The sequence below is a fragment of the Arthrobacter sp. P1_B4 genome, assembly GCF_056406555.1.
Genome location: NZ_JBFTZW010000046.1, coordinates 1 through 12,307 on the forward strand (window position 1 = coordinate 1; position 12,307 = coordinate 12,307).

Consider the following 12,307-nt stretch of genomic DNA (forward strand, 5'->3'; position numbering starts at 1 on the left):
GCAATCCAGGTGACCAGGATCAGCATTGATACCACGATGTAGCTGGTTTCAAAGTCCCACTCGGCCGCCGCCGGCACCTCGGCGCCGAAGCGGAAAAGGTAAGCCGAGGCGACCGAAATGAAAATCGCTGTCGCATCAGTGATTCGGAGATGATTGGAGAATTTTTTCCACCGGCGGGTGGCTGCACTCCGGGGAACGGCGATATCGGCAGGGGATTCGTCATCCCATACCGAGTGCTGAGGCCTCGTTGAAATTTTTGCCGGGGCCTGGGTTCGGATAGTGTTCGTGGGGCGTACCCCCGCATGGAGTAGCCGGCGGTGCTTGACGTCACTCATGCCCGCCGCCGATTTCCTTGAGCCGATTAGACGACCCGCAACTATTCGCAGCAGTGAGCGCTGCGAACGGGGGCAAAGTGTGGCGCCGGGTCAGGAGGGCGGCGGCTGGCGTCTGCCGGTGCGAGAGCGTCATTTCCCGTGCGCTCTGCCGGTGAGGCTCATCCATTAGGAACAAACCGGGGGGGACCCACTGAAGCTGTTGGTCATACATGCTGAGACCTTCTAATGACTCGGTCGGCTTTGGTCCCCCTAGTCAAGGGGATGGACCTGCCCTGCACACGAGTGGGGTCTACCCCTATTCATCCGGGTAACCACTTGTAGGATTTATTTAGATTGGCTGAGTACCTGCACCGAATACCCACAAGCGATAGTGAAATACCCGTACGTCGCAGGGACGCAAGCGGTCGATTCGGCCCGGTTAGGGCCGTTCCTCATGGGCTTGGCCGGAACTGCGGGGACGAGTGTGGATCAGCTGCGTGCAGTCGGCAAGATCCCGAACCGGGCAGGTGCCTGCGACTGTTGGTCTCGGACGCAGACGCGACGGCGCAGACGCAGCGGCGTCCCACGGGAGCCCTAAGGGGCCCGTGGGACGCGGCAGTTATTCGGGAGGTCGTTCAAAGCCCTGTAGAGGCTAGGCGTTCCCTTGCACTCATGGAGTGACTGGAGTGCGACCGGAATCGACGTAGTGTTTCTGGACCTGCGCCGGGCTCAATACGCCGGGGTAAATCGAGACTTCGTCAATGACACCCTGGAAGAAGTTGCTCGACCGGACGCCGGGCCAATTAGCGGTGCTGTCCCCGCCTATTCTCCAGTAGCCTGCAAAGTCCTGCCCGCGTGTCACATCAGTCCGCTGAACGACCCGTACGCCGTCGATGTAGAGGGCCATCCCGCTCGATCCCAGGCTTGCCACGATCTGATGCCAGTTGCCGTCGTTATAGCTTCTTGCGGTACTCAGCGTCCTGCGCACGCCGTTGTTTACGCCAAAGTAGATTTTGCCCGAATTGTCCATGTAGACGTGCCTGTCATATTTAATGGATGTTCCCGTTGATCTGTCGCCAAAGCCTAGAATCTTGCCGCCGGCCGTGGTGGTCGTCTTGATCCAGGTTTCCGCGCTGAACACGCTGGGCCCGGGGATTGACGTCTGCGTGGATGCGAATCCGCTTGCGATTCCGCTAAACGTCGTCGCAGTGTTCGCATCCCCCACAATTGCGCCCGGCGTGCCCCTGGTAACGCCTGGGCCGACGACGGCGTCTGCCCATCCGGCCCAGTCGGCGAAAGTGTTACCGCTTGCCTCTCCGAGCCTCCAGAAACTCCCGGCACCATCCGTGAGTACGCCTTGGGCATACGCGCTCAGACTTGCCGAGGCCACAGTCACGTTGACATTGTCTGACCTGGTCACGTTGCCTAGCGGGTCCGTGATCTTGATGCGGTAGTTGTGGGTGGATCCTGGCACGAGGCCCGAGTCCACGACCCCCATTGCCGGCCGATTCCAGAAGGTCGACGCTTGGGTTTTGGTGTAGATGGGCGTGGCCTCATTGCCGTCGCGGATGACTTCATACTTCAGGTTCTCGTTGTCCTGGTCCCAGTCGGCCCRCCAACCCACACGAGCGGTTCCGGGTTTCGTAGAGAGCAGGGTCGGGTTCATGGCACTGCCGGTCAGTACGGGCCCTCGTTTGTTCGGGGCAAGGCTCTTGACCGCGAACCTGACCAGTCCCTGCTGAGGGATTCCGTTGACCTTGGGAAACTCTCCGCCCAAAATGACGTACTGCGAATTTCCAGTCACAGTCCAAGCGCCCTGGCTGGCGCCGGTAAATGTTCCGGCGTCAATGTCCGGGAACCAGGGCAGGAGGGATGGCCGGGGGGTGCCAGCAAAGTTAAAGTAGCTGGTGCTCGGTTCAGTCGTTATGGTGCCTGTTCGGGCCTTACTGAAGGAAAGGGCGCGGTGATGGGTTCGAGGGGAGGTCTCGGGGAAGCCTCCGATATTGCCGCAGTAATGGGGGTGGCCCACGACGTAGACCGCTGTGTCCGAGGGGTAAACACCATAAGAGTCTCCGTGGCAGTCTTCCACCCAGTTGACCACCCCTCCGTTCCAGGTGGCGGAGAATGCACCTTCGAGGTTGCCCCCCGAGCCGAACACATAGCCGGTGCCGTAAACGCTCGTTCCGTCCGTGGCAAGGCTATAGATTGAGGCGTTGACCCCACCGTTGCGTGCCACGCCGTTGACGGCCCACGGCAATAGGTCCCCCGTCAAAGTGTTCAGGGCCGCCATGCCGTAACCCGGGTTGCTCGATCCGTTCACACTTGTGAAGCTCCCGCCCGCGACCAACTTTGTGCCATCTGGAGAGATCACCATGTTGTTGACGTCTCCACCCGCGACCACAGGATTCCAGCTCAGCAGCGCAGCATCTGAGGCGCGGACCGCAGCTAGGCGGGACCGGCTGACAGAACCGACGCCGCTGAACCAGCCGCCCATGAAGACGGAAGTGTTCGTGGCTGCCAGGGCGTACACGCGCGAATTCACTTTCGGGGCAAAACTCGTGATCAGGGCTCCCGTGGCCGGATTCAGCGCCGCCACGTAGGGCTGCGACACGCCGTTGACCTGGGTGAAAGCGCCGGCGACATAGATCCGGGAACCATCGGGGGCTGCGGTGATGGCCTTTGCCTGGGCATTCAGGCTCGGCGCGAACGTCGTATTGAGATTTCCTGTCGTTATGTCATAAGCCAGAATGTTGTTCCGAACCACTGTGTTGGTCCCGGGAGCCGAACCGGCCGGTCGCGCGGTCGTGAAACTACCCACCACATAAACAGTGTTGCCCACGACGAGTTGCTGCCACGCCACACCATCTATCTGCACTGTCGGCAACCCGTCCGCAGAGACCGTGGGTGGCGTGGCCGGGTTGGCGGGATCTGACGGCGCGGTGTCGGCCAAGGCACCGGGACCCGGCAACAACGCGAGCGCGAGCATCATGGCGACAGCCACAGCCCCGACAACCACCCCTTGGGTGGCGCGCAGGACGGAGTGCGTCGACAACGCCTGCCTCGTTGAGCGCGGTAGGTGCCCCTCGTCCCCGCACGGCCGCGCGGGATTCTTCCCGAATACCTCGACGATACTCATGACTTTCCTCCTGATGTGGCACCGGTAGAGGCATTTGCAGTTGAAGAAACGAGGCACGCCCGGGGGTCGAACCTGGACCGCCCCGCTCTGGGGCGGCAGGAAAGACCCCATGGACGACGACAAAACATATTGATGCCTCCTAGCAACTCGGTCGGCTGTGGTCTTCCTAGTAGATTGGATTGCCCTCCAGTGCACACGAGTGAYAACTACCCTGTTGGATGGGCGGACCACTCGAAGGAAGCACGTGGAGTCAGCCGTTACGGTGCGTCCCTTTACCCGCATCGGGGGCAAAATTACCTATCCTGCTTTGCCTGAATGCCAACACCCCGCCGTCGCGGGACAAAGACCAGCTGCGATGTCAGTGCACGGTGCCACAGGATGCCGGGCACGCCGGATACCTCCGGTTTCTGCGCGCAGCCAGGACTGGTGTATTCGGCTGGCGCGCCAGACTGGGGTAATGTAAATCTCGTTGTTTCATCGGGGCAATGTCCACAACTGTGGTCGGCCCCTCTGCGGCTGTAGCTCAATGGTAGAGCGCTAGCTTCCCAAGCTTGATACGCGGGTTCGATTCCCGTCAGCCGCTCCACATGCCCCCACAGCATCCCGGCTCTTATTAGGTTGCTACCTGTATCGTCGGAAGTCAGGAACCTCTTCGGTTCCGCTACAGGAGCAATCATGGCTGACAAGTCCCCCCGTCAAGCAGCATCCAAAAAATCCGGCAAATCCATTAAGGAAAAGCGCGCTGACAAGAGGGCCGCTTCAGCGCCGGCCAGCTCCCTCGATAAAGTGACCGCCGCAAAGACGGCGAGCCCCAAGAAGAAGTGACCCGTTCACCGAATTACCTCACGCTCGGCATCCTCGCCGGCACACGCAAACCGGACGAGCGGCGCCTCCCGATCCACCCCCTGCACCTGGACCGCATCGCGCCGGAGATCCGGGCAAGGTTGATCCTCGAGGAAGGCTACGGCGAGCGCTTCGGCCGGTCCGACGCCGAGCTCGCACCCCTCGTGGGGCGCATCGCGCCGAGACAGCAACTGCTGGCGGAAGCCGACGTCGTCCTCCTGCCCAAGCCGCAGCCCGAGGACCTGGCCGAACTCCGGGACGGGCAGGTCCTTTGGGGCTGGCCGCACTGCGTCCAGGACCGGGCCATCACCCAGCTGGCGATCGACAAGAAACTCACGCTGATCGCCTTCGAGGCCATGAACCACTGGGCCAGCGACGGCGGCTTCGGCCTGCATGTCTTCCACAAGAACAACGAGCTCGCCGGCTACTGTTCCGTGCTGCATGCCCTGGCACTGACCGGTTCCACCGGAGACTACGGCCGCCGGCTGAGCGCCGTCGTGATCGGCTTCGGGGCCACCGCCCGCGGCGCCGTGACGGCGCTGAATGCCCACGGTGTCCATGACGTGCAGGTGCTGACCAACCGCGGTGTTGCCGCTGTTGGCTCTCCCATCCACTCGGTCCGCATCGCGCAGTTCGACCATGACAGCGAGGCGCCGTTCCTGAGCGAGGTTATCACCGAGCGCGGGCGCGTGCCGCTGGCGCCGTTCCTGGCCGCGAGCGACATCGTGGTCAACTGCACGCTGCAGGACCCCAACGCCCCGCTGACCTACCTGCGCACCGGGGACCTGGCCGCCTTCCGGCCCGGCAGCCTGATCGTGGACGTCTCCTGCGACGAGGGCATGGGCTTCAGCTGGGCGAAAACCACCACCTTCGCCGAGCCGATGTTCAAAGTGGGTGACCACATCGACTACTACGCCGTGGACCACAGCCCGTCCTATCTGTGGAATTCCGCCAGCTGGGAAATCAGCGAGGCGCTGCTGCCGTTCCTCGAGACCGTGGTATCCGGCCCCGAGGCCTGGGCGGGAAACGAGACCATCCGCCGCGCGATCGAAATCCGCGACGGCGTAGTCCTGAACCCGGATGTGCTGCAGTTCCAGCAGCGGGAGGCAGAGTTCCCGCACCGCCCCTTGGAGCTCTAAGGGGTTATTGCACGGCTCCCGGTTTTCCGCGACGAATTAGGACGGCCGCTGCGTGGATCCACGTAGCGGCTGTCCTTTTTCGATGCGGAAATCGGTCCGGACGATCCGCAGCAGCCGGCGCCGGTCCTTCAGGTCCACCTTGAGCATGAGCTGCCCGCGCCGGGCGAGGACGACGGCGACGGTCGCGGCAGCCAGCACCGGGACGCCGCCGGAGACGAGGACGGCGGTGTGCGGGTCCGCGTGCTCGGCCAGCCAGCCCATCATCGGGCCGCCGATCGCCTGGCCGCCGATCAGCACCATGATGTACAGGCTCATGACCCGCCCGCGGATGGCCAGGTTCGTGCTGACCTGGACCAGCTGGTTCGCGGCGGTCAGGAACATCAGGCACCAGAATCCGGCCAGCACCATGGCCACGCCGAACCACGCCATGGACGGCGCCAGGGAAGCCAGGCACAGCATGAGCCCGTACATCCCGGCGCCCAGCACCACGGAGCGCAGCCGCAGGGCGCGCCGCCGGGCCGAGGTGATCGCGCCGGCCAGGGCGCCGAGGGCCACGAGCGTGTTGAGCAGCCCATAGCCGCCGGCACCGGCGTCGTACACGTGGTCCGCGAACGCGGCCAGCAGCACCGGCAGACTCATCGCGAACACCGCGATGAACCCGGCCATCAGCCAGGGCCAGTAGATGGTGGGCTTGCTGAGCGCATAGTCCAGCCCTTCCCGCAGCATGCCCGGGCGCTTGGCGGCCGGGGTGCTGACATGCAGCTGGTCCTTGCGCAGGCTCAGGAGCATGGCCACCGTGAAGCAGCACGCCACCGCATTGGCGGCAAAGGCCCAGCCGGCCCCCACGGCGGTCAGCAGGATCCCGGCGATCGCAGGACCGATCAGCCCGCCCAGCTGGAAAATCGTGGAGTTCACGCTGATCGCGTTTCGCAGATAGCCGGGGCCCACGAGCTCGTTGACGAACACCTGGCGGGCCGGCTGGTCCAGCACGGTCACGAGGCCCAGAACCAGCGCGATCGCGTAGACGTGCCCCACCTCAATCCGGTGGCTGAGCGCCAGGACGGCAAGGACCGCGGCCAACGTGGCGGCCGCCGACTGGCACAGCATGAGGATCTTCCGCTTCGCGAAGCGGTCCGCCATCATGCCGGCCCACGGGCCGAGGAACAGGGACGGCAGGAACTGCAGGGCCACGGTGATGCCGACGGCGGTGACGGAACCGGAGAGCTGGAGCACCAGCCAGTCCTGGGCGATCCGCTGCATCCAGAGCGCGATGACGGCGACGAAGTGCCCGATCGCGAAGATGCGGAAGTTGCGGACCTTGAGCGACATGAAAGTGTGGCGCCAAGGCAGAGGCTCGTTGACGACGGCGAGTGGTTGGGTGATGGTGTCCGGCAGGGAAGCTGCGTTCGCCTCTAGCGGCGGAGGGGGTGCCACGGAAAAGTCCTCAAAAGAGCGGGTGAGTGGGATGGACTTAACGCTAGGCTGGCCGCAAGAGATTATGGAAGCCTATTCCACGCATAACTCGCATTACAAAACGCAATGCAGGGTATGCGGCACCGATCCGGAGACCGCCATGTTCGAACCCGCCCAGCTCCGCTCGTTCCTGGCCGTGGCCGAAACCTTGAGTTTCACCAAGGCCGCCGAGCGCCTCGGCCTGGCCCAACCCACCGTCAGCCAGCACGTCCGCAAGCTGGAGACCGCCGCCAAGCGGGTGCTGATTGCCCGGGATACCCGGGATGTACGCCTGACCGACAACGGCGATGCCATGGCCGGGTTCGCCCGCAGCATCCTCGCCGGGCACGACTCCGCCGCCCGCTATTTCTCCGGCTCCGCCATGCGCGGCCGCCTGCGCTTCGGCACGGCCGATGATCTCGCCATCACCGGGCTGCCACGCATCCTCCGGGAGTTCCGGCAGATCTATCCCCAGATCAACCTCGAGCTGACGGTCGGGCAGAGCGACCAGCTCTACAAGCGCCTGAATGCCGGGCAGCTGGATCTGGTCTTTGTGAAATGGGTGGCCGGCGCCAAGGACGGGACCGTGGTCCAGCAGGACGCCTTCGCCTGGGTCGGTCTGGAGCAGACCGTGCTGGAACCGGCTGATCCTGTCCCGCTGATCGCCTACCCCTCCCCCAGCCTGAGCCGGAAGCTTGCGATCGACGCCCTGGAGGCCACCGGGCGCACCTGGCGGATCACCTGCACCACACGCCAAATCAGCGGCGTACTGGCCGCCGTCCGGGCCGGCATCGGTGTGGCGGTGATGCCTTCCTCCCTGGTGCCGGAGGACCTGAAAATCATCACCCGCCGCTTCGATCTGCCGCAGGTGGGCGACGTCGATTTCACGCTCATCCGCAATCCGCTGGCCAATACCGAGGTGATCGATGCCCTCACGCAGGCGATCGTGGGCCGGACCCTGAAGCGACCGTCCTGACGCGCGGGCGGTCCCGCAGCCAGCGCTGATCCTGCCACGGTACCTACGGGGCGGACTACCCGGACCCGGGCAGTACTTACTTGACCATTGAACGGTGCACGTACTTCATCTATCCTGACACTACTTAAGATTCACCGTTCGAGGTCAAGCAGTGGCCCACGACAACGATTCGAATAACGAACGCTGTCCGTCGCTGACGCCCTGTGGCTGGCGTCGGAGCGTTCGGGATAGGCCGCCATTGATGCCAGCCATTAATCACCCCCGATTGCCCGCCCACGCGACAAAATCCTCCCGTCAGGTAACCGCGCCGGCCCACCCCGCAGCGGCCATGCACCACTCGACCGCCGGAATGCAGCACTCGGCCGCGGTCCAGCACGCGGCCAGCCCGGGCCAACGGGGAATCCGCCCGACTACCCTCGCAGAGTCCGATTATGTGGCCAGCCCGTACTGCGAACGCTGCGGCACGGACGAGTTCATTTACCTTGAGACCTTCGTCCCGGCCACGCACCGCAGGGACGGCTCGGTCAGCAAGCTCGGCGAGGTCACCTACTTCTGCTCGGGCTGCGACGATTTCTCCGCCCACGCGGTCCCCGCTTCCTGGGTCCCGCCGGGCTGGTACTTCGGCTAGCCCCGACTCCGCTTAGCGCCTTCGCCGTTAAACGCCGCCGCCGTGCCGCACCATATGGTGCCTGCACGGCGGCGGCGTTTTTTGGGTTTCAGGGTTCCAGCACGCCCGAGCCGGGGTTTTAGCAGCCCCGGGCTAGATCAGGGCGTCCGAGATGTGGTTGGGCGTGCCAAAGCGGTGCGCCGTGATGCTGATGGCCTGCTCGTGCAGGAACGGCAGCAGTTCCACGCGTCCGGCCTCCGTGACGGGGTGGACATACACCGCCAGGTCCGGGCGTCCGCCCGTGGCCTCGGCCAGCGCCTTGGCGTCCCCGCCAATCAGCCGGATCCGGGCGCCGGAAAGCTTGCCCGCCGCCGCGAGGGTGCCGGCGGAAGCGAGCCATTCGGCGTCGTTCTCAACAGTCGCGGCGATGCCAAGCCCGGACAGGACGGCGCGCAGCTGGGCGGGCAGTTCGACGGCGGTGGAGACCGTCAGGGCCGACCCGGCCAGGACGCCGGCGGCGACGGTCCGGACGAGGCCGGCAAGCGGCTCGCCTTCCGCGAGGCGGACAGTGACGGGCAGAGCACGGTAGCGGAAGACGTTGCGTTCCGCACTCAGGCCGGAGACGTCCCTCGCGGTGCCGAACTCTTCGGCCCAGGCGCGGGCGTCGGAGGCGAGCGCGCGCTGCAGCGGCGCGAGTTCGTCGGCGGTCAGGAAGCCCTTTGCGGCATCCTCGATCCGGCGGACGCCGGCGTGGGCGGGAGCAGCGCCCGGGGTGCCGGCGGCGGTGCTGGGCTTGCTGACCCATTCGCCGAGGCCGACGAGGTAGTTCGGGCCGCCGGCCTTGGTGCCGGCGCCGACGGCGGATTTCTTCCAGCCGCCGAAGGGCTGGCGCTGGACAATCGCGCCGGTGATGCCGCGGTTGACGTAGAGGTTGCCGGCCTGGATGGTGTCCAGCCAGATCCCCAGCTCCTCGCTGTTCAGCGAGTGCAGGCCCGCGGTGAGGCCGTATTCGATCTGGTTCTGGATCGCGATAGCCTCCTCGAGGGTCTCTGCAGTCATAACGCCCAGGACCGGGCCGAAGAACTCGGTGAGGTGGAAGTAGGATCCGCGGCGGACACCGGAGCGCACGCCGGGGCTCCAGAGCTTGCCCGAATCATCGAGCTTCCGCGGCTCGACGGCCCAGGTCTCGCCCTCGCCGAGGGTGGTGAGGGCGTTCAGGAGCTTGCCGTTGGCGGGCTCGATGATCGGGCCCATCTGGCTCGCCGGGTCCTGGGGGTAGCCGACCTTGAGCGAGGTGACGGCGTCGATCAGCTGGTTATGGAAGCGCTTCGACTTCGCCACGGAACCGACGAGGATCACCAGCGAGGCGGCGGAGCACTTCTGGCCGGCGTGGCCGAACGCGGAGTACGCGACGTCCTTGGCCGCGAGGTCCAGGTCCGCGCTCGGGGTGACGATAATGGCGTTTTTGCCGCTGGTCTCGGCCAGCAGGGGCAGGTCCTTGCGGAACGAGCGGAACAGCTCGGCGGTCTCGTAGCCGCCGGTCAGGATGACGCGGTCCACGGCCGGGTGGGAAATGAGCTGCTGGCCGAGTTCCCGCTCGCCCAACTGGACCATGGTGAGCACATCGCGCGGAACGCCGGCCTCCCAGAGGGCCTCGATCATGACGGCGCCGCTGCGGCGGGCCTGCTTGGCGGGCTTGACCACGACGGCGGAGCCGGCGGCGAGGGCCGCAAGGGTGGAGCCGGCCGGGATGGCGACCGGGAAGTTCCACGGCGGCGTCACGACGGTGAGCCTGGCCGGGACGAAGGTGGCGCCGTCGACGTCGTCGAGCTTGCGGGCGGACTCGGCGTAGTAGTGCGCGAAGTCGACCGCCTCGCTGATCTCCGGATCGCCCTGGTCGATCGTCTTGCCGGTCTCGGAGGCCATAACCTCAAGAAGGTCCGCGCGGCGGGCCTCGAGGACGTCGCCGGCGCGGTGCAGGATTTCGGCGCGCTCGGCGCCGGAGAGTGCACCCCAGGCCTTGCCCTTCTCGACGGCGGTACCGATCACGGCATTCAGGGTCGCGGCATCGTTGATCGTGGCGGCCTCGACGGAGGCGTTGCCCAGTGTCGACGTCGTTACGCGGCCCAGGATGGCGCGGCCCCAGTCGCGGTTCGCGGGCAGCGACGGATCCGTGTCGGCAGTGTTCTCGAACGAATCGTGCGGCAGCGGCGCGGCCGGAAGGGCACGGTTCTGCAGCCGGTTCGGGCCCGGGACCTCGTCGTCGAGCTTGGCGAGCGAGGCGAGGAAGCGCTGCTTCTCGCGCTCAAACAACGTTTCGTTTTCACTGAGTTCGAACACGGCGGACATGAAGTTGTCCTGGCTGGCGCCCTCTTCGAGGCGGCGGATCAGGTAGGCGATCGCGACGTCGAACTCGGCAGGGTGGACCACGGGCGTGTAGAGCAGGAGGGAGCCGACATCTTGTCTGACGGCTTCGGCCTGGCCCTGTGCCATGCCGAGCAGCATCTCGAATTCGATACTCTGCTGTGCGCTATCCGCGATGCCGCGCTGCTTGGCCAGGAGCCAGGCGAAGGCGATGTCGAAGAGGTTGTGGCCGGCGACGCCGATCCGGATGTTGCGGATCCGGTCCGGGTGCAGCGAGTAGTTGATGACCCGCTTGTAGTTGGTGTCCGAGTCCTGCTTGGTGCCCCAGGTGGCGAGCGGCCAGTCATGCAGGGAAGCCTCGACCTGCTCCATCGGCAGGTTGGCGCCCTTGACGACGCGGACCTTGATGGCGGCGCCGCCTTCGGCGCGGCGGGCGGCGGCCCAGTCCTGCAGGCGGATCATGGCAGACAGGGCATCCGGGAGGTAGGCCTGGAGCACGATGCCGGCCTCCAGGTTCTTGAACTCGGGCTTGTCCAGGATCCGGGTGAAGACCGCGATGGTCATGTCCAGGTCCTTGTATTCCTCCATGTCCAGGTTGATGAACTTGGCTTTCTGGCCAGTGGACGCGTAGGAGGCGGCGCGGGCGAAGAGCGGGGTGAGCTTCTCCACGACATGCTCCACGGCCTCGTCGAAGGCCCAGGCGGAGTGCGGGGCCACCGTGGAGGAGACTTTGATCGAGACGTAGTCGACGTCGGGCCGGGACAGCAGGGTGTGCGTGCCCTCGAGCCGGCGGGAGGCCTCGTGTTCGCCGAGCACGGCCTCGCCGAGGAGGTTGACGTTGAGCTTGATGCCGTCTTTGCGGATCTTGGCGATGGCCGGGCCGAGCTTGGCGTCGGTGGCGTCGACAATGAGGTGGCCGACCATTTCACGCAGCACCCGGCGGGCGACCGGGATGACCACCTGGGGCAGGACCGGGGCCATGGTGCCGCCGAGGCGGACCGCGCTGCGCATGTACCAGGGCAGGAAGGCCGGGACCTTGGGGGCCAGTGCGGCGAGGTTGCGGGCGGCGACCTGCAGGTCTTCGGGACGGACGACGCCGTCGACGAACCCGACCGTGAAGTCCAGGCCGTTGGGGTCCTTCAGGACCCCGGCGAGCTGCTCGGCCGAGGCGTCGACGGGCACCTTTGCGGCCTCGGTGAGCCAGTGGCGCACCAGCGCGATGGTGTCCTCGGCGAGGGCTGCGGCCTCAAGGACCGTGGAGCCTTCCGAAACGGCGGCGTGCGTGGCGTCGTTGCCTGCGGCGTTTCCGGTGGTGGCGCCGGGCTCCGTGGAGATGTTGGTCATGGCTGAAACACGTTCTTTCTCAAAATGTGGACCTCTTACGAAACAGTATGCGACCGGATTTTCATAAGATAAAGCGAAGTTTTCTGAGCAATACCGGTTAGAAAAACCGATGCTTCCGGTCCCCGTCCGAAC

8 protein-coding genes and 1 tRNA gene are annotated in these 12,307 nt (G+C 65.4%); 5 read left to right on the forward strand and 4 right to left on the reverse strand.

All coding sequences use genetic code 11. From position 1 onward, the window contains the following. Both AC1D1W_RS13865 and AC1D1W_RS13870 read right to left on the reverse strand, forming a co-directional pair. On the reverse strand, window positions 1-335 hold a 335-nt coding region (locus tag AC1D1W_RS13865), incomplete at its 3' end, for a hypothetical protein (RefSeq protein WP_476943979.1). 649 nt (window positions 336-984) lie between these two features. After that, window positions 985-3,450: a LamG-like jellyroll fold domain-containing protein gene (locus AC1D1W_RS13870; RefSeq protein ID WP_476943980.1), complete on the reverse strand. Its 2,466-nt coding sequence runs from the start codon at window positions 3,448-3,450 to the stop codon at window positions 985-987. Between the two features lie 512 nt (window positions 3,451-3,962). On the opposite strand from AC1D1W_RS13870, the gene AC1D1W_RS13875 reads away from it, so the two are divergent. From AC1D1W_RS13875 to AC1D1W_RS13885, 3 genes are all read left to right on the forward strand, one after another. After that, window positions 3,963-4,036: transfer RNA gene (locus AC1D1W_RS13875), tRNA-Gly, on the forward strand. A gap of 89 nt (window positions 4,037-4,125) precedes the next feature. Then, on the forward strand, window positions 4,126-4,275 hold the full coding sequence (locus AC1D1W_RS13880) for a hypothetical protein (protein ID WP_018774018.1): 150 nt from the start codon (window positions 4,126-4,128) through the stop codon (window positions 4,273-4,275). Further along, window positions 4,272-5,432, forward strand: a complete 1,161-nt coding sequence (locus AC1D1W_RS13885; protein WP_476943981.1) for a N(5)-(carboxyethyl)ornithine synthase — start codon at window positions 4,272-4,274, stop codon at window positions 5,430-5,432. The genes AC1D1W_RS13880 and AC1D1W_RS13885 overlap by 4 nt, the downstream gene beginning before the upstream one ends. Before the next feature lie 36 nt (window positions 5,433-5,468). Here AC1D1W_RS13885 and AC1D1W_RS13890 read toward each other — a convergent pair whose 3' ends face one another. Continuing rightward, window positions 5,469-6,866 carry an MFS transporter gene (locus AC1D1W_RS13890; RefSeq protein ID WP_476943982.1) on the reverse strand — a complete coding sequence of 466 codons (1,398 nt, stop codon included), beginning with the start codon at window positions 6,864-6,866 and terminating at the stop codon, window positions 5,469-5,471. A gap of 139 nt (window positions 6,867-7,005) precedes the next feature. Here AC1D1W_RS13890 and AC1D1W_RS13895 point away from each other — a divergent pair, with 139 nt between their 5' ends. Both AC1D1W_RS13895 and AC1D1W_RS13900 read left to right on the forward strand, forming a co-directional pair. Further along, window positions 7,006-7,860: a LysR substrate-binding domain-containing protein gene (locus tag AC1D1W_RS13895; protein WP_476943983.1), complete on the forward strand. Its 855-nt coding sequence runs from the start codon at window positions 7,006-7,008 to the stop codon at window positions 7,858-7,860. A gap of 328 nt (window positions 7,861-8,188) precedes the next feature. Beyond that, entirely contained in the window at window positions 8,189-8,488 is a 300-nt protein-coding gene (locus tag AC1D1W_RS13900; protein ID WP_476943984.1) for a hypothetical protein, read from the forward strand. Window positions 8,489-8,620: 132 nt separating this feature from the next. Here the strand turns inward: AC1D1W_RS13900 and AC1D1W_RS13905 are convergent, their stop codons facing one another. Next, window positions 8,621-12,175, reverse strand: coding sequence for a proline dehydrogenase family protein (locus AC1D1W_RS13905; RefSeq protein WP_476943985.1), 3,555 nt, complete (start codon window positions 12,173-12,175; stop codon window positions 8,621-8,623). Window positions 12,176-12,307 lie beyond the last annotated feature (132 nt).